This window comes from Dysgonomonas sp. UBA7630, from assembly GCF_002483985.1.
GTDB lineage: Bacteria > Bacteroidota > Bacteroidia > Bacteroidales > Dysgonomonadaceae > Dysgonomonas.
Genome location: NZ_DLIY01000018.1, coordinates 71,770 through 89,070, shown reverse-complemented (window position 1 = coordinate 89,070; position 17,301 = coordinate 71,770). Strand labels below are relative to the sequence as shown.

General features: G+C 37.3%; 18 protein-coding genes. 10 read left to right on the top strand and 8 right to left on the bottom strand.

All coding sequences use genetic code 11. The features are described 5' to 3' along the window. Positions 1 to 70 precede the first annotated feature (70 nt). Positions 71 to 1,264: a bifunctional phosphopantothenoylcysteine decarboxylase/phosphopantothenate--cysteine ligase CoaBC gene (gene coaBC / locus B3P17_RS07570; RefSeq protein ID WP_252637822.1), complete on the bottom strand. Its 1,194-nt coding sequence runs from the start codon at positions 1,262 to 1,264 to the stop codon at positions 71 to 73. A gap of 252 nt (positions 1,265 to 1,516) precedes the next feature. On the opposite strand from coaBC, the gene B3P17_RS07565 reads away from it, so the two are divergent. The 10 genes from B3P17_RS07565 to thrC all read left to right on the top strand — a co-directional run bounded on the left by B3P17_RS07565 (position 1,517) and on the right by thrC (position 11,352). After that, entirely contained in the window at positions 1,517 to 2,878 is a 1,362-nt protein-coding gene (locus B3P17_RS07565; RefSeq protein WP_252637823.1) for an MFS transporter, read from the top strand. Between the two features lie 74 nt (positions 2,879 to 2,952). Then, positions 2,953 to 4,725 (top strand): peptide MFS transporter, encoded by a 1,773-nt coding sequence (locus B3P17_RS07560; protein ID WP_291104831.1) that lies wholly within the window; start codon positions 2,953 to 2,955, stop codon positions 4,723 to 4,725. Between the two features lie 6 nt (positions 4,726 to 4,731). Continuing rightward, positions 4,732 to 5,226, top strand: a complete 495-nt coding sequence (locus tag B3P17_RS07555) for a DNA-deoxyinosine glycosylase (RefSeq protein WP_252637825.1) — start codon at positions 4,732 to 4,734, stop codon at positions 5,224 to 5,226. Between the two features lie 70 nt (positions 5,227 to 5,296). After that, the gene (gene rpoN, locus B3P17_RS07550) at positions 5,297 to 6,754 is read left to right on the top strand and encodes an RNA polymerase factor sigma-54 (protein ID WP_135105371.1); all 1,458 of its coding nucleotides are present in this window, start codon (positions 5,297 to 5,299) and stop codon (positions 6,752 to 6,754) included. After that, the gene (locus B3P17_RS07545; protein WP_252637826.1) at positions 6,751 to 7,482 is read left to right on the top strand and encodes a hypothetical protein; all 732 of its coding nucleotides are present in this window, start codon (positions 6,751 to 6,753) and stop codon (positions 7,480 to 7,482) included. Before rpoN ends, B3P17_RS07545 begins: the two co-directional genes overlap by 4 nt. Positions 7,483 to 7,507: 25 nt before the next feature. After that, positions 7,508 to 7,888: a glycine cleavage system protein GcvH gene (gene gcvH / locus B3P17_RS07540; RefSeq protein WP_252637827.1), complete on the top strand. Its 381-nt coding sequence runs from the start codon at positions 7,508 to 7,510 to the stop codon at positions 7,886 to 7,888. A 7-nt stretch (positions 7,889 to 7,895) separates the two neighbouring features. Continuing rightward, the gene (gene purE, locus B3P17_RS07535; RefSeq protein WP_006841632.1) at positions 7,896 to 8,402 is read left to right on the top strand and encodes a 5-(carboxyamino)imidazole ribonucleotide mutase; all 507 of its coding nucleotides are present in this window, start codon (positions 7,896 to 7,898) and stop codon (positions 8,400 to 8,402) included. Between the two features lie 166 nt (positions 8,403 to 8,568). Next, complete coding sequence (locus tag B3P17_RS07530) at positions 8,569 to 9,174, top strand: SIS domain-containing protein (RefSeq protein WP_006841631.1); 606 nt, start codon at positions 8,569 to 8,571, stop codon at positions 9,172 to 9,174. A 147-nt stretch (positions 9,175 to 9,321) separates the two neighbouring features. Further along, the gene (locus B3P17_RS07525; protein ID WP_252637828.1) at positions 9,322 to 9,858 is read left to right on the top strand and encodes a DUF4251 domain-containing protein; all 537 of its coding nucleotides are present in this window, start codon (positions 9,322 to 9,324) and stop codon (positions 9,856 to 9,858) included. Between the two features lie 195 nt (positions 9,859 to 10,053). Beyond that, on the top strand, positions 10,054 to 11,352 hold the full coding sequence (gene thrC / locus B3P17_RS07520; protein WP_252637829.1) for a threonine synthase: 1,299 nt from the start codon (positions 10,054 to 10,056) through the stop codon (positions 11,350 to 11,352). A gap of 55 nt (positions 11,353 to 11,407) precedes the next feature. On the opposite strand, the gene B3P17_RS07515 is transcribed toward thrC, so the two are convergent. From B3P17_RS07515 to B3P17_RS07485, 7 genes are all read right to left on the bottom strand, one after another. Beyond that, positions 11,408 to 12,067 carry a porin family protein gene (locus tag B3P17_RS07515; RefSeq protein WP_252637830.1) on the bottom strand — a complete coding sequence of 220 codons (660 nt, stop codon included), beginning with the start codon at positions 12,065 to 12,067 and terminating at the stop codon, positions 11,408 to 11,410. A 143-nt stretch (positions 12,068 to 12,210) separates the two neighbouring features. Then, the gene (locus tag B3P17_RS07510) at positions 12,211 to 12,498 is read right to left on the bottom strand and encodes a hypothetical protein (RefSeq protein WP_291104821.1); all 288 of its coding nucleotides are present in this window, start codon (positions 12,496 to 12,498) and stop codon (positions 12,211 to 12,213) included. A 384-nt stretch (positions 12,499 to 12,882) separates the two neighbouring features. Then, positions 12,883 to 13,650, bottom strand: a complete 768-nt coding sequence (gene argB, locus B3P17_RS07505; protein ID WP_252637832.1) for an acetylglutamate kinase — start codon at positions 13,648 to 13,650, stop codon at positions 12,883 to 12,885. Between the two features lie 228 nt (positions 13,651 to 13,878). Continuing rightward, positions 13,879 to 14,148: a 30S ribosomal protein S15 gene (gene rpsO / locus B3P17_RS07500; RefSeq protein WP_006841625.1), complete on the bottom strand. Its 270-nt coding sequence runs from the start codon at positions 14,146 to 14,148 to the stop codon at positions 13,879 to 13,881. Between the two features lie 99 nt (positions 14,149 to 14,247). Then, positions 14,248 to 15,414 (bottom strand): RHS repeat domain-containing protein, encoded by a 1,167-nt coding sequence (locus B3P17_RS07495; protein WP_252637833.1) that lies wholly within the window; start codon positions 15,412 to 15,414, stop codon positions 14,248 to 14,250. Between the two features lie 268 nt (positions 15,415 to 15,682). Next, on the bottom strand, positions 15,683 to 16,060 hold the full coding sequence (locus B3P17_RS07490) for a DUF3127 domain-containing protein (RefSeq protein WP_291104816.1): 378 nt from the start codon (positions 16,058 to 16,060) through the stop codon (positions 15,683 to 15,685). Between the two features lie 63 nt (positions 16,061 to 16,123). Beyond that, on the bottom strand, positions 16,124 to 17,254 hold the full coding sequence (locus B3P17_RS07485) for an AI-2E family transporter (protein ID WP_252637835.1): 1,131 nt from the start codon (positions 17,252 to 17,254) through the stop codon (positions 16,124 to 16,126). Positions 17,255 to 17,301 lie beyond the last annotated feature (47 nt).

Below are 17,301 nucleotides of genomic sequence, written 5' to 3'. Positions count from 1 at the left end.
TACATACTCTGCAAAGCCTTATTATATTAGATAATTATATATCAAAAAAATAGAAGTAAAGAACTATAGTTTATTGCATAGTATGATCAATAATATCAGAAGCAACCTCGTATTTAGATTTTAGCCCGAAATCTTTTCGCTCTCCATTTTTCTTCAAAATAGCAACTTTATTCGTATCATACTTAAATCCGGCTCCTGCGTCATTAAGCGAATTAAGGACAATATAATCGAGATTTTTCTTTGCCATTTTTTTCAGAGCATTTGTCTCTTCGTCGTTTGTCTCTAAGGCAAAGCCTATCAACAATTGGTTTGCCTTCTTCATCTTGCCAAGCGATGCGGCAATATCTTTGTTAGGAACAAGAGAGATCGTCAATAAATCTTCTCCTCTCTTTACTTTTTGAGAATACTGTTCCGATGGACGAAAATCGGCAACGGCAGCACAAAGAATAGCGGCGTCCATTCCCGGAAATTCTTTTACCGAGGCATTATACATTTCCTCTGCCGACTCCACGTCAATTCTTTTTATATTGGGGTGATTTACCTTCAGTGAAACAGGGCCTGCAACCAAAACGACTTCTGCACCACGACGTGCACATTCTTCAGCCAAGGCAAAACCCATTTTACCCGATGAATAGTTCCCGATAAAACGTACAGGGTCTATTTTTTCATAAGTCGGTCCGGCCGTTATCAGTATTTTTTTTTTTGAAAGAGTTTCTTGCTGATTGAAAAAATCCTCAACAGCAGATAATATTTTCTCAGGTTCTTCCATCCGTCCCTTGCCTATCAAATGGCTTGCTAGTTCTCCGGCAGCAGGCTCAATAATAATATTGCCATAAGAGCGAAGAATCTCCAAATTGCGAGTAGTAGCAGGATGAGCAAACATATCCAAGTCCATAGCTGGGGCTACCATTACGGGTGCTTTCATCGACATATAGGTAGTGATAAGCATATTATCGGCAACGCCATTTGCCATCTTGCCAAGTGTGGAAGCAGTAGCGGGTGCGATAAGCATCAAATCGGCCCATTGTCCCAAGTCGACATGACTATGCCATGTACCGTCATTTGCCGTGAAAAACTCGCTAACAACAGGTTTACCTGTCAGTGCTGATAATGTAACAGGCGTGATAAATTCTTTTCCTGCAGGTGTTATAACTATTTGCACTTCGGCTCCTGCTTTTATAAGCAAACGAGCAAGCGAAGCAGCCTTATATGCTGCAATGCTACCGGTTATACCCAATACAATATGTTTATCCTTTAAGGTCATACCCTTCGTTTTATTTTTAGAAACAAAGATACATTTTTTGAATAATAAGTAGCCCATTACGAAAGATAAGTTGCACCCTCCTTCCTTTATAAACATAGATATCGCACCTTGTGTAAGTACTAAAAGACTGCCCTGCTAACTAGTTTTAACCTATGTTTTTTAGCAGATTGCCACTTTATTATAATTCTTTTCGATACTTTTGCACAAAAAAAATCAAAAACCGAATATTTATTACTCAAAAATCAATTAATTATGACCGAAATACTAAGGCAAAAATTGAGTGACTCCAAAGCAGCCCGATGGACCGTATTGGGAGTTGTTGCACTCACTATGTTTTGTGGCTATTTCATTACTGACGTTATGGCTCCATTGAAACCAATGCTTGAAAGTCAGCTGGGATGGGATAGTTCTGACTACGGATTTTTCACCAGTGCATACGGATGGTTCAATGTATTTTTGCTTATGCTCATTTTCGGAGGTATTATTCTCGATAAAATGGGTGTGCGTTTTACAGGGCTGGGAGCATGTATCCTAATGGTTGTAGGCTGTGCTCTGAAATACTACGCAGTAGCTTATGGACAAGTTTTCGAGGGTTCTATCTTCGGAGTCAGTACTCAGGTTATGGTAGCAAGTATTGGTTTTGCAATATTTGGCATGGGAGTCGAAATCGCCGGTATTACTGTCACTAAAATAATTGTAAGATGGTTTAAAGGCTATGAGATGGCTCTGGCAATGGGTCTCCAAGTATCAGTTGCACGTATAGGAACAACGTTGGCTCTATCAGGCGCTATACCTATCGCTAAATATTTCAATAGTATTTCTGCACCTATCTTATTCGGACTTGTTTTACTTTGTATCGGATTAATCGCATTTCTCGTATTCAGCGTAATGGACAGAAAGCTGGATGCTTCAATTGCTCAGACAAGCGAAAGTCAGGAAGATCCTTTCAAAGCATCAGATATTCTGTATATCGTAAAAAACAGAGGCTTCTGGTTAATCGCATTGTTATGTGTACTCTTCTACTCGGCAGTATTTCCATTTCTGAAATATGCTGTTGACCTCATGATAAACAAATACAATGTGGAGCCTGAATTTGCAGGAAACATTCCGGCAATACTTCCACTTGGAGCAATATTCTTAACTCCGTTCTTTGGAGGTGTATATGACAAAAAAGGAAAAGGCGCATCTATAATGATGATAGGTGCTATTTTGCTTATCGTTGTCCATTTCTTATTTGCTATTCCATTCCTTAATGTATGGTGGTTTGCAACAGCCTTGATGGTATTGTTGGGTATTGCATTTTCACTTGTGCCTTCAGCTATGTGGCCTTCTGTCCCTAAAATCATTCCTGAAAATAAATTGGGTACAGCTTATGCCTTGATTTTCTGGGTACAAAATTGGGGATTAATGGGCGTTCCTTACCTGATCGGAAAAGTATTAGAAAAGTATTGTGTTACAGGACAGCGACCTGATGGAAGTTTCACATACGACTATACCCTACCCATGATAATATTCACCTCCTTTGGGGTATTGGCACTTATAGTCGCCATATTACTCAAACGAGAGGATAAGGCAAAGGGCTACGGGCTTGAATTACCAAACATAAAGAAATAAAGAATTAGACCCGGATAAACAAAAATCCGGGTCTATTCATTTTAATAATAATCATTTATAATTTTAGACTATCCATGAATTCTGAGACAGAATTAAAAGCTTCACCCAAAGGGCATCCTAAAGGTATCTATCTCATATTTGCGACCGAAATGTGGGAACGCTTCAGCTATTATGGCATGCGAGCTTTGTTTTCTCTATATATGCTCAAAGCGTTATTGTTTGACAAAGCATATAGCGGGCAGATATACGGAAGTTATACAGGGCTTGTTTATCTAACACCCCTCATCGGAGGCTATATCGCCGACCGTTATTGGGGCAACAGACGCTCTATAATCGTAGGGGCTTCGCTTATGGCTATCGGACAATTTCTATTGTTTCTATCGGGCAGCTTCCTCGAAAGTATAGACGTAGCCACCATGTTAATGTTCTCGGGATTGGGATTCCTCATCTTAGGCAACGGCTTTTTTAAACCAAATATGTCTTCAATGGTTGGGCAGCTATACGAACCGGGAGATAGTCGCAAAGATTCTGCATATACGATATTCTATATGGGAGTAAATGTAGGATCGTTCTTTGCACCATTAATTTGTGGTTTCTTCGGTGATACGGGACATCCGTCCGACTTCAAATGGGGTTTTCTTGCAGGATGTATAGGCATGCTTTTAGGTATCGTAGTTTTCATCTTTTTCAAAAATAAATATCTGGTGACTCCATCAGGAGAGGCCATCGGGGTGATCCCGAACAACAAAGACCTACTGAAGACAAAAGTAAAAGAATCCACAGATAATATCATCTCTGAAACAAAGAACAAAAAAGGAAATGCGAGACAGATAATAATCTGGGGGATGGTGTGGATTTTATTATTCTTCCTGCTTTATTCTGTTCTCGAAACAGATATTATCGGAGCTATCATTTTCTCTATAGCTGTAGCCGCACCCGGATATATTATTTCAGACTCTTCACTTACAAAAATAGAACAGTCACGTATCTGGGTAATATATATCATCGCATTTTTCGTTATTTTCTTTTGGGCTGCCTTCGAGCAGGCCGGAGCATCTCTTACCTATTTTGCCGAAGAACAGACCGAAAGACATATTCAACTATTCAACTGGACTGTTCCTACATCCTACTTTCAGGCAATAAATGCTCTTTCCATCATTGTTTTTGCCCCTGTGTTTGTGTTTTTATGGACAAAGCTGGGCAAACGAGGAAAAGAACCGGCATCGCCTATTAAGCAGGCTATCGGCTTATTTCTATTAGCATTAGGATATTTGATTATCGCTTTTGGAGTAAAAGGTCTCGCTCCGGGAGTAAAAGTAAGTATGCTGTGGCTTATCAGCCTCTATGTTATTCACACCTTCGGCGAATTGTGTTTATCGCCAATAGGATTATCCATGGTTAACAAGCTCGCTCCACTCCGATTTGCTTCGCTGCTTATGGCTGTTTGGTATTTGAGTACGGCTGCGGCAAATAAGTTTGCAGGTACATTAAGCAGTTATTATCCTGAGCCAATTATCGAGCTTTCGTTGGTACAATCGGTAGAAAAAGAAAATTCATTAACTTTATTACCTGAAGATTTTAAGGAGTTGGTAACTCAAAAAGACGGGACAGCGGTTATTCCATTCGATCGAATAACATTTTCTAAAATAGAAAATCAGAATTTGAAGACTGAAGTACAACGAAATTTGGAAAAGCAACAACTGGAAAATCCAAAAACATTCATAGGCTATCAGATATCAAATCTTTACGACTTCTTCATGTTATTCGTATTCATGGCAGGAGCAGCTTCAGTCATTCTTTTCTTCCTCTCCAGAAGATTGCTAAAAATGATGGATGGCATAAAATAGTGAGATATGAGAAAAATTGCATTTGACCCTATCGTAAATAAAGATTGTAAGGTATTGATTCTTGGAACAATGCCGAGCGAGGAATCTTTACGCAAACAAGAAAGATACGGGCACAAAAGCAATCAGTTTTGGAGAATAATTTTCACCCTCTTTGGGGAAGAATTACCGGATAGCTACAAAGAAAAAAGCGATTTCCTGATAAAGAAAAATATAGCAATATGGGATGTACTCGAATCGTGTGAAGGAAAGGGAAGCTTAGACAGCAGCATCAAAAATGAAAAGCCTAACAATTTCAAGAAGTTTTTTAAAGAATATCCTCAGATCGAACACATATTTTTCACCAGTAAAAAAGCGGAAGAATTTTATAAAAAATATGTAGGTTTCGATGCAAAAAAGAAGTTTACCACCCTGCCCTCTCCCAGTTCGGCGAATGCAAGAATGACTTTGGATCAAAAAATAGAAGAATGGAAAATATTAGGAGAGATTGTGAATTCTTATTAGTTAGAAAACTATCGATAATGTAATATTGTTTTTATTATTATCTTTGTTTTAATAGAATTCAGTAGTATTTATGGCTCTAAAACAACAATTACAGCTCAAACAACAGCAGAAGCTTTCGCCTATGCAGATGCAGGTTATAAAACTAACCGAATTGCCTGTACTTGAATTGGAAGAACGAATAAAACAGGAGCTCGAAGAAAATCCGGCTTTGGAAGAAGGGCTCGAACCCAACGATAACTCCGAATATGACGATGAATATGGTTCGGAGGACGATACAAATATCTCGCAGGAAGACCTCACGCTAGGCGACTACATGAACGAAGACGAAATACCTGATTACCAACTTCGCGACAACAACAGACAAGGAGTAGGAAAACAAGAAGAAATTCCGTTTTCAGTAGCAGCATCTTTACATGAGTACCTTATCGAACAACTCGGCGAATGTGAATTGAACGATGAAAACCAAAAGGTAGCAGAATATATTATCGGCAACATTGACGAAAGCGGCTATCTCGACCGATCTTTATCGGCAATCTCAGATGACCTCATTTTTCAGCAAAATATAGATATCCCCGTTTCAAGGCTGGAGGAGATACTTAAAGTGATTCAAGACTTTGAACCTGCCGGAATTGCTGCACGCAACCTGCAAGAATGTTTACTGCTACAGCTAGGAAGAAAAGAAAAATCAGAGATTGTAGATTATGCAATAAATATCATAACCAACCTTTTCGATGAATTTACCAAAAGGCATTATGATAAGATAATCAGACAACTGAATATAGACGAAGAGATACTCAAAGAAGTGATTCAGGAAATCACAACTCTAAACCCCAAGCCGGGAAATAATTGGGGCGATTCGTTATCTATTACTCTCAGCACGATTGTACCCGATTTTACGATAGACTCGTATGGAGGTGAACTATTTCTGAGTTTGAATAACCGAAATATACCCGATCTGAGAGTCAGCCGCGAATATTCTGAACTTTTTAAAGGTTTTTCGGACAACAAAGAGAGTATGTCTCTCGACAGTAAGAATACAGTATTGTTTGTAAAGCAAAAGCTAGACTCAGCCCGTTGGTTTATCGATGCCATCAAACAGCGGCAAGATACTCTACAACGGACTATGCAAGCAATAATGGATATGCAATATGACTTCTTCCTTACGGGAGACGAATCACAGCTAAAACCCATGATACTAAAAGATGTTGCGCAGCGAACCGGCTATGACATATCTACAATCTCTCGGGTTAGTAATAGCAAGTACGTGCAAACAAGTTTTGGAATATACCCGTTAAAGTATTTCTTTTCGGAGTCTATGCAAACCGACACAGGAGAGGAAATCTCTTCCCGTGAGGTAAAAGCAATTCTAAAGGAATGCATCGAAAATGAGGACAAAAAGAAACCTTTGACAGACGATAAGCTATCAGAAATATTAAACGAACGAGGATACATCATAGCACGCCGTACTGTAGCAAAATATAGGGAACAGATGAATCTGCCTGTCGCCCGACTAAGAAAAGAAATATGAAAGAAGAAAAGGAGTACACGTTAATTGAAGAAAATAACCATATAGAGCAGAGAGCATCTATTATATACAGTCCACCACAAGAGAAAGAGCCTATTTTACCACAAATAATTTCGTTTGTGCTAAATCCTGTTTTCATGGTTATATACAGTGTGGCTATTATCTTTTTATCTACTGATTTTACATTCCTTTTTGCCAATCAGTTTATAAGATTCATGACTCCTGTAATCTTTTTCTCGTGCATTATTCCGGTTTCGGGTATTTACTTCCTGCGATTGACACATGTTATCAAGGATTATCATCTGGACAACAGGAGCGAGTGGATTTTACCTCTCAGTGTATTCTTCCTCTCTTATGCCCTTTTGTTCTATTATTTCTTCTCTGCCAAATTGTATATCTGGTTCCTTGCCGTTATCCTTACTCCTTTAATATTGCTGGTTATATATGCTATTATTTCACGATTTTGGAAGATAAGCGCGTATATGATGGCTATAGGAGGAATGATTGGTTGCATCTTGTCAGTTTGCTACAATATAAAAGGACTCAACCTACCTGTTTTATTCATGATTTTGTTTATCTTAGCAGGGTGTTTAGGGGTATCGCGTCTGATGCTCAACAGAAGTACTCCGGCACAGGTATATGTGGGTTTTCTGATCGGATCGGTTGTTTCCTATCTGTGGGTATATATCGGCACATACTGGAGTTTGATTTTGTTTCTGAGAAACTTATAATATATAAACTAAAAATAAAAGAATTATGAACTTTCCTGAGAATTTGAAGTATTCCAAAGACCACGAATGGATAAAAGTAGAAGGCGACACTGCCCTTGTAGGTATCACCGAATTTGCTCAGAGTGAGTTGGGCGAAATCGTATATGTTGATGTAACCAGCGAAGGTGAAACTATAGAACAAAACGGTGTATTCGGAAGTGTAGAAGCTGTGAAAACAGTATCAGACCTTTTGATGCCTGTATCCGGAGAAGTTTTGGAGGTAAATGCTGAATTGGAAGAAAAACCCGAACTAATAAATGAAGATCCATACGGAAAAGGATGGATTATTAAAATAGCGGTAAGCGATGCTTCTGAATTAGAAACCTTGCTTCCTGCTTCTGATTACAAAAACCTAATTGGTAAATAATTAAAAAATGAAACCTGTTATAAGTATAATTATGGGAAGTACATCAGACCTTCCCGTAATGGAAAAAGCAGCAAAGTTTTTTGACGAGATGGAAGTTCCATTCGAAATCAACGCTTTGTCTGCACACCGTACTCCCGAACGTGTAGAAGCTTTCGCTAAGGGAGCAAAAGAGAGAGGTATAAAAGTAATTATCGCTGCTGCCGGTATGGCTGCCCATTTACCCGGAGTGATTGCATCTATGACACCGATTCCCGTAATCGGAGTTCCTATCGATGCTTCGCTAGATGGTATGGATGCGTTGCTGGCTATCGTACAAATGCCTCCGGGAATACCGGTTGCTACTGTAGGTATAAATGGCTCATTAAATGCGGGAATCCTTGCATTGCAGATGATTGCGACAGGCGACGAAGCCTTGTACAATAAGCTGGTTGCTTACAAAGAAAATCTGAAAGGAAAAATTGAAAAGGCAAACGAAGACTTGTCAAAAATTCAGTTTAAATTCAAGACAAACTAAGAGACTCCTTTCTTGGATTCTTTCCGGTAAGTAAAAACATAGAGAAGAAAGCATGGATATTATCCATGCTTTCTTATTTTAAATTGTAAAATTAGGCTTATTATCAGCCAGAGCACTTATTGTAAAAAGTCGGGATAATATTGTATCTTTGGCAAAAAAAATTTAAATGGATACAAACGAAATACGCTCTATTTTAGAACATGAGTCTTCTGCCATATTGAATATTCCTATCAGCGATGCATATAGCAGAGCCATAGACCTTATTGTAGAACAAGTTAATCAGAAAAAAGGCAAGCTTGTGACAAGCGGCATGGGTAAGGCCGGACAGATAGCGCAGAACATTGCCACAACATTCAGCTCTACCGGAACACCGGCTGTATTTCTACATCCGAGCGAGGCTCAACATGGAGATTTAGGTATCCTACAAGAAAATGATATTGTATTAGCTATCTCCAACTCGGGGAAGACAAGAGAAATAATTGAGCTTATTACATTGGCAAAAGATCTGATTCCGGGCATAAAATTTATTGTCATAACCAGTGATTCGGAAAGTCTACTTGCTCAGAAGGCAGACGTATTTATTCACACAGGACGTCCTGAGGAGGTCTGCACACTAGGTTTAACGCCAACTACCTCAACGACAGTAATGACCGTTATAGGAGATATCCTTGTAGTGGGAACCATGAAAAGAATAGGGTTTACGAAGGTTGACTATGCAAAACGTCATCACGGCGGGTATTTAGGCCAGAAGTCGAGAGAAGACTGCAAATAAAAATCGACAGAAATAAACAGACCATTGTATATTAATAAATTAGGGAATAATCCTTCATTCATATAGATTGGGAATGATTATTTCAAAAACACAAAACTTAATTTTATTCTATAGCGTTATATAATTATTATAATATAAGTAAACACTATGAGTAAAATTGTATTTATCTTAGTTACAAGCTTGTTGTTTTTCACAGGGTGTAAAACACAGAAGGATCCTGCACAGAAGGCCGTGGCTGATGCTGAAAGAGCTTATTGGGGAGAAAAAGCAATCCAGGCATTAAATGAGAGGAAATTTGTATTAGAGGCAGACAGAATTGACTTTAAATATGGAAATTTTGCCTATGTATCATCTAGTACTAATTTCATTTCCATGAATGGAGATAAAGCAACTATTCAAATGGCATTTAACTCTCCTTATGCGGGTCCAAATGGGATAGGTGGAATTACAGTAGACGGAAACGCGTCGAACGTAAAGATGGAAACGGATAAGAAAGGAGTTGTTACATTCAGCATGATGGTGCAGGGCATAGGAGTGTCAGCGAATGTCTTCATCAGAATATATAAAGGAGACAATAAATGCGATGCGGTTGTAACCCCTAATTTCAACAGTAATAGAATAAGTTTCCGCGGAAGCCTTTATCAGGAAGAAGATTCGAATGTATTTAAGGGACGTGCCTTATAAGACAGGTTCGAGCTATTCTATACTAACCCTTTTAAGAAAGTAGATAAAGAAAGAATAAGAAGAAGCAGTGATTAGTCACTGCTTTTTTTATCAATACAAATTAACCTATTTATAGTCCTTTTACAAATAAAAAAATCTTTTAATTGATTCTTTCCTTTCATTTTATTACTTTCGCCTTTCATTAACCTGATGAATATGAAATATTACAGCACAAATAAACTTGCTCCTGATGTCAGTTTACAGGAAGCGGTAGTAAAAGGTTTGGCCCCCGATAAAGGGCTCTATATGCCTGAAAAAATAAAAGTATTGCCACAATCTTTTTACGATAATATTGGCAATATGAGCTTTCAGGAAATAGCATATACCGTGGCTAATGCTTTTTTTGGCGAAGAGATAGAGGCCGAAACGTTGAAAGAAATAGTATATGACACGCTAAGCTTCGATACGCCTGTTGTACATGTAAATGATAATATCTACAGCCTTGAACTATTTCATGGCCCTACCCTCGCCTTTAAAGATGTAGGAGGTCGATTTATGGCTCGCCTGCTAGGATATTTTATCAAAAAGCAAGGACAAAAGGATGTAAAAGTTCTTGTTGCCACATCGGGAGATACGGGCAGTGCGGTTGCAAACGGATTTTTAGGAGTTGACGGAATACATGTGTATGTGCTATACCCGAAAGGAAAAGTAAGTTCGATACAAGAATGTCAGTTTACAACACTGGGACAAAACATAACAGCCATTGAGGTAGATGGCACTTTCGATGACTGTCAGGCTCTGGTTAAAACAGCTTTTTTAGACGAAGAATTAAATAAAAAGCTAAATCTTACATCTGCTAATTCGATCAATGTTGCTCGCTTTCTTCCGCAAGCGTTTTATTACTTCAATGCTTACGCTCAACTAAAGAAACAAGGAAAGGCCGAAAATATCGTTTTTTGCGTCCCTAGCGGCAATTTTGGCAATATTACGGCAGGACTTATCTCCAAACGCATGGGATTGCCTGTAAAGCGATTTATTGCAGCCAATAACAGCAATGATATTTTCTATGAATATCTACAAACAGGAAAGTACAATCCTCGCCCATCTGTACAGACTATCGCAAATGCAATGGATGTAGGTGATCCCAGTAACTTTGTACGTGTACTTGATCTTTACGAACATTCTTGGGACAAGATAAAAAAAGAAATTACCGGAGAATGGTATGATGATGATACAATCAGGAAAGTGCTGAAAGACACATACCAAAAAACAGGCTATCTACTCGATCCTCATGGGGCATGTGGATATTCAGCATTGGAAGATTCCCTAGAAGCAGACGAAACGGGCGTTTTTTTAGAAACGGCTCACCCTGCAAAGTTTCTGGAAACTGTAGAAGCCATTATAGAGAAATCGGTTGCCATACCCGAAAAACTGCAAGTCTTTATGAAAGGTGAAAAGAAAAGCATCAGTATGGGAAAAACATTTGAAGAGTTTAAAGAATATCTATTGAAATAAAAAGAATAAGCCCGATTTTATCGGGCTTATTTGTGTATATAATGGGTATACTTTATTAGAACTTATATCCAAGAGAAATACCTACATTCATATTTTTTACTGATACGCTGCTAGCATCAATTTGACCAAATCCCGGAAAATCCACTATTCCAAAATCAGCAATATTTACTAGACCAAAATCACAATTAACCCCTGCATTAAACTGACCAAACTCAGCACCAACACCAAATCCTAATCCGAAATCAAATCTTTTCATTTTTAGACCTGCAGCTTCTGCCTCATCGCTAAAAACGCCTGCACTCTCTTCTAATCCTCCCTCTTTCGCTTTCCATTTACCATCTGCAGCATAAGCTATATATGGCCCTGCATGAAAAACAATACGTGTATCATTTGCTACGGTCAGTTTATACCCTGCATGAACAGGTAATTGTATATACGACAAACTCATTTTTAGGTTAGTATCCTCTTCTACTTTTGCACCCTTTGATGTAAACTCCAAGCCGGTAAGTAAATAGAGATCGTTAGTTAAAGCGAAGTCCAGTGTTACCCCGGCATTAAATCCAATCTTTGCTTTTGCATCTTCAAAGTCTCCACTGACGTTAGAAATATTCATTCCAGCCTTTACTCCAAAAGTCAAAGGTTTGTCTTGGGCACTTACTCCGATAGTAAGCAAAATCGCAGCAACAATCAAGGTAGTTCTAGCAATCATTTTCATACGTTAATTTAGTTAAGTTTGTAAATTAAATAAGATCAAAACAAATATACTCTTTTTTAATATACCCTGCTATTGTAACAAAAACAAAAGTCTCACATAATGTGAGACTTTTATTTTATCCTCATTATTGATTAATCTAATATTTAGAATAGGAATTTAACACCAACTTGTAAATCACCGACTTTCCTGTCTGTCAAAGAATTGAATGGATTTGCTCCTATATTCCAATCTGTAGATCCATCAGAATCAATAACATTAAGGCCAAAAATTGAAAATGATGTTTCGAATGTCAACCAAGATGTCACTACAATATCGATACCTGGAGAAACTTGCAAACCATAACTGTTTACACCATCAGAAAACATCAATGGGGCGGCAACTTGTCCAAACAGATAAACGGGACCTGTTATATTCCAATATTTACGAACCAATGGCTTTGCAACAAAAGCATCACTTGTTTCTCCATCTTCTTTTACACTTAGGTAGCCGGCTCCTATACCAACAGCTACACTAGGAGAAACAAAGGTTCCAATAACAGGTAGAATNNAGAATCATTGTTGATTTAACATCATTAACATCTGAATAAGAGATTTCTCCACCCGCAAACCAAGTACCTTTAAGCCCTTGCGCACTAACACTCACACTGAATACTGCTAAAACGGCGACTAGTAATAATTTTTTCATAGTAATGAAAGTTTAAAAATGACTAAATAATTTAACTCTATTTTAGTTTGATATAGTATTACAGATGTAAATATAATTAATTTTTCTTAAAAAAAGAATATTCTATAAAAAAATATCTGTCTTACTGAATATTAGCAAATTCGTGTACCCGCATATTCTCCAAATTCGGATGCACTTGTAATAATCACTTCTTTCACTCCTTTTTCTATCGCCTGAAAGGCATTTTCTAATTTTGGAATCATTCCTCCTTGTACAATCCCATCTTTAACCAATTGCTCGAACATAGTTTTATTTATGTCAGGAATTACACTCTCATCATCATTCTCATTCATGAGTACACCCTTTTTTTCGAAGCAATAAATAAGGGTTACATCAAACTTAAGAGCTAAAGCCTTCGCTGTTTCTCCGGCTATGGTATCAGCATTGGTATTTAGCATATTTCCTTCTTTATCGTGAGTTAGCGGGGCTAGAATAGGTACTATTCCTTGTTGGATAAGGGAAGACAACGTTTCAGTATTTACCTCCTTCACATCACCAACAAAGCCATAATCGACCTCTTTCACCGGTCGTTTTTCCGATCGTATGATGTTCATATCAGCACCGGTAAGGCCTAAGGCATTTACTCCTAGAGCTTGCAGCCCGGCAACAATATTTTTATTTACAAGGCCTCCGTATACCATTGTTACAATCTCTAATGTATCTCGATCAGTTACACGCCTTCCATTTACCATGCGGCTCTCTATACCTAGTTTCTCTGCTAGTTTGGTAGCAGAACGCCCTCCCCCATGCACTAGTACTTTGTAACCTTCTATTTGGGAAAAATCCTTCAATAACTGGCGTAAAGATTGTTCTTCTTCTACAATCTTACCTCCAACTTTTATAATCGTAAGCTTATCCATTTCAATTAAATAATTTATGCTGTTCAAACTTCATTTGATAAAAAGGTGACAAAAGTGACACTTTTTACCGCTTATTTTAGGTGTTACTTTTTCTACCAATTACAGAACGTATTACAATATTAGATATTTTTTCATCAAAACAATAAAGAAACTTGGTCTCAGAGCACACAAAAATAAAAAGAGATTGAATCGGATGAAACAATCTCTTTAAAATTTCGCTGGAAAGAATTACTTTCTGATACCTAGTTCTTTGATTATCGCACGATATCTTTCGATATCATTTGCAGTAAGATAATCAAGTAAACGACGACGTTTACCTACAAGGCGTTTAAGTGATCTTTCTGTGTTATAGTCCTTCTTATTTGACTTCAAGTGTTCAGTCAAATGCGAAATACGGTATGAAAACAATGCTATCTGAGCCTCAGGTGAGCCAGTATCAGTGTTAGACTTTCCGTACTTAGCGAAGAGTTCTTGCTTTTTAGCTGAATCTAAATACATAGTAATTATTTAATTGTTTATAAACGAGGTGCAAAGATATGATTTATTTTTTGACAGACAAAGAATTAGAAAACCTTTTTTAAGATCAAAACATTTGATTTATTGCAATGTTACCAATCCGAATGTTATATTTATTTCTAAATAGGTAGCAATGTCTATACCATTTTTCTTAGCTGGTATACATTTCTTAGGAATTACAGGTAAAATATCAGTTAAATGATCCGCACTAAGACCCTCTACCTTAACATCAGAAATAATTCCTTTGTCCGATACAATCATGCTTACCTTCACCTTACCTCTACCTACAGATCGAACGGCTCTGGATAGCTTTATATTTTTTGTCAAAAAATCCACAATAGGTAATTCTCCATCAGAATGCCATGCCGGAATATCGACTTCCTTCATAGAATAAATACGTTTACGGTCTTCGGAATCCAATGTATCTCCCGAATAAGTCCCATCATGATAATATATACGTCGATGAGTAAATAGAACATCACCTCCGCCTAAACGCTTACAATCAATCCAATTATCATTGTCGTCGTATTTATATTTATACAGATCAATTATGAAAGAAGTATCTCCTTGATTAGATGAAAGGTATTTAGTAAACTTTCTCTCAATATCTCTTTTATCATTATAATCTATCAGCGTACTTACATATACCTCCGAAGTCGATTGATTATTCTTCCTTATTCTTTTTTCTACAAGTCGGCCTTCACCATTATAATCATAAATTGTAGATACACTATCCTCCAAATTTTCAGATTTTATTATTTGCCCCTGTGAATTATAACGCAAATTTAACTTATCATTTCCATAGCCAGTAACCACATCATACTCATATAAAGCGTTTTTTAATTTCCCGTTTTTATAATCATACTTGTGAGTTAATTCCTTTAAAGGTTTTTGATAAGTTATTTCTTGTTCGAGTTGTCCTTTATTTGAATATATGTAGGTCCTACTAAAAAGAGAATCTACCTTGATAGCCCTTATTTTCCCTTTTTCGTCAAAATCATATATTATCTTAGACAACCTTGTCTTATTATCCTTCGCATATTGTTCTTCTATCAATTTCTTTATCTTTCCCCGCACACCAAGTTTCCCCCAATCCGTCTGAACGTTCTGTATCAACCCTATAAAGAAAATCATGTTAGGATCTTCCTTTAAGCAATCTATTTCCGCAGGAGGAGTAAAGTTTATTTGCTCTTGTCCATAAATAGGATTAAAAAAGGTCAGTAAAAGTGCTATCAGTATTTTCTTCATATCAGGTAAGAATAAACTTTGTTTGTTATAGATCAATCATATACGCTGTCTGGCAAAAATACAAATAAGAAGGAAAAGAAGAGAGTTAAATATTCTACATATGACTTTATATTACCTTATTATTCCGCATTTATCTAATTGTCTATTCGTTAAGCTTTTAAAATTAGAATAAAATATGACTTTTATACACAAAAAATGTGTAAAAGTCTTATCCAAAACGGATAACAAGCTTTTACACACTTAAATTATATATATTATATATTTCTACTTAGAATGGCAGGTCGTCGCCATCGCCACCACTACTAAAATCTACAGGTGTAGAAGGAGCCGATTGTTGGGGTGCAGCACCGTATCTTGCTTGAGGGCCTTCGGGAGCTCCTGCTCCTGCCGGATCAATCTTCCATGCACGTAAGTCTGTATACCAGTTACCATTATATTCGCGGCTTTCTATATCGAACGATACATTAAGAATATTACCAACCTGTAAAACAGATTCGTTAATCTTGTCTCCCCAGAATGTAACACATACTTTTTTAGGGTACATACCGTCTGTTTCGAGTATTATACTCTGTTTTCTCCACTCGCCGTTCTTTCCCATACCTGTTTGTACAGGCATCACTTGAATCAATTTCGCTGTTAATTGCATTATAGTTAGTTTCTTTTATATTTTTCAAATTGGAGCATAAAAGTACAAAAAAATCCGCACCTATCAAGTTTCATTGGTAGGGATATTGTGCTTTGCATTCTCTTCTGCCTGTATCCTTTCTGCGGAAGCTATAAATTCTTTATAGTATGACAAAAGCAACGTTGTAAGAGGTATTGCGATAATCATTCCCACGATGCCGAGCAATGATCCCCACACCGAAAGTGAAAGAAGAATGATTGCAGGATTCAGCCCCATGGCTTTACCCATTATACGAGGCACAAGAAATAAATCCATGATACACTGAACTACAACATATACAAGTGCAACCAGTCCGAGCATTACCCAAAAGCTATCGTTGGTCTGTGAAGCTCGCAACCAGCAAAGCAATATTGCCGGAGGGAAGGTGATAACCTGCAAATATGGAATCATGTGCACAAGTCCTACAATAATACCGAACATAATAGCCAACGGCAATCCGATGAGCTGAAATCCCGTAGCATACAGAATAGCAAGAATCACACAGATAAAGGCCTGATGTCTGAAGTATTTATTCATGCTGGTCTCCACATCCAAAGTAATACGATTTACGACAGGACGATATTTTGGAGGAATAAGATATCTCCACAATTCGTTTATTTTATCATAATCGAGAAGAATAAATATTAAATACAAAAGGACGATAAAAACGACAGTAAGACCAACTAAGAAAGAAATCGTATTGGAGAATATCGCTTCAACAGCAGGGCTTAGGTATTGAACAATTTCTATCAGATTGTCTCTGGATAAACTATCTTGTATTTCTTTAAAATCTACATAACGCGAAAATATATCTGCAATACTCATAGGAATACCATCATGACTGATAGAAGACAAATCATAAGTAGCGATAAGACCATTTATTTGCCATATTTCATTCTCTATAAGCGGAACTAATATAAAACCTAATAGAGTAATAAACCCGGCAACGGAAAGAAGCGTTAGAACAACAGCCAGAGAGTGAGCCAATCTCAATTTCTTTTGATAGAATCGAACCAAAGGATTTAGCATATACGCCAATAGCCATGCAATAAGAAAGGGCAGCAAAACATCCTTCAAAATATACAGAAAATATAAAGCTCCCCCTATTGCAAGAACACTAATGAGCATACGGATGGTCCTGTCGAATGTAAAAGGTTTTTCAAAAGGCTGGTTCATAATCTGTTTAGCTTCTTAATTATTTTATTTATATATCTTTACAAAGA

What these genes read in the sequence shown, in the direction of transcription:
- gcvH (WP_252637827.1), top strand. Translation starts at nt 7,508, where the DNA reads ATGAACTTTCCTGAGAATTTGAAGTATTCCAAAGACCACGAATGGATA.
- B3P17_RS07530 (WP_006841631.1), top strand. Translation starts at nt 8,569, where the DNA reads ATGGATACAAACGAAATACGCTCTATTTTAGAACATGAGTCTTCTGCC.
- B3P17_RS07545 (WP_252637826.1), top strand. Translation starts at nt 6,751, where the DNA reads ATGAAAGAAGAAAAGGAGTACACGTTAATTGAAGAAAATAACCATATA.
- rpsO (WP_006841625.1), bottom strand. Translation starts at nt 14,148, where the DNA reads ATGTATTTAGATTCAGCTAAAAAGCAAGAACTCTTCGCTAAGTACGGA.
- B3P17_RS07515 (WP_252637830.1), bottom strand. Translation starts at nt 12,067, where the DNA reads ATGAAAATGATTGCTAGAACTACCTTGATTGTTGCTGCGATTTTGCTT.
- B3P17_RS07495 (WP_252637833.1), bottom strand. Translation starts at nt 15,414, where the DNA reads ATGAAGAAAATACTGATAGCACTTTTACTGACCTTTTTTAATCCTATT.
- B3P17_RS07490 (WP_291104816.1), bottom strand. Translation starts at nt 16,060, where the DNA reads ATGCAATTAACAGCGAAATTGATTCAAGTGATGCCTGTACAAACAGGT.
- B3P17_RS07560 (WP_291104831.1), top strand. Translation starts at nt 2,953, where the DNA reads ATGAATTCTGAGACAGAATTAAAAGCTTCACCCAAAGGGCATCCTAAA.
- rpoN (WP_135105371.1), top strand. Translation starts at nt 5,297, where the DNA reads ATGGCTCTAAAACAACAATTACAGCTCAAACAACAGCAGAAGCTTTCG.
- B3P17_RS07565 (WP_252637823.1), top strand. Translation starts at nt 1,517, where the DNA reads ATGACCGAAATACTAAGGCAAAAATTGAGTGACTCCAAAGCAGCCCGA.
- B3P17_RS07555 (WP_252637825.1), top strand. Translation starts at nt 4,732, where the DNA reads ATGAGAAAAATTGCATTTGACCCTATCGTAAATAAAGATTGTAAGGTA.
- coaBC (WP_252637822.1), bottom strand. Translation starts at nt 1,264, where the DNA reads ATGACCTTAAAGGATAAACATATTGTATTGGGTATAACCGGTAGCATT.
- purE (WP_006841632.1), top strand. Translation starts at nt 7,896, where the DNA reads ATGAAACCTGTTATAAGTATAATTATGGGAAGTACATCAGACCTTCCC.
- B3P17_RS07525 (WP_252637828.1), top strand. Translation starts at nt 9,322, where the DNA reads ATGAGTAAAATTGTATTTATCTTAGTTACAAGCTTGTTGTTTTTCACA.
- argB (WP_252637832.1), bottom strand. Translation starts at nt 13,650, where the DNA reads ATGGATAAGCTTACGATTATAAAAGTTGGAGGTAAGATTGTAGAAGAA.
- B3P17_RS07485 (WP_252637835.1), bottom strand. Translation starts at nt 17,254, where the DNA reads ATGAACCAGCCTTTTGAAAAACCTTTTACATTCGACAGGACCATCCGT.
- thrC (WP_252637829.1), top strand. Translation starts at nt 10,054, where the DNA reads ATGAAATATTACAGCACAAATAAACTTGCTCCTGATGTCAGTTTACAG.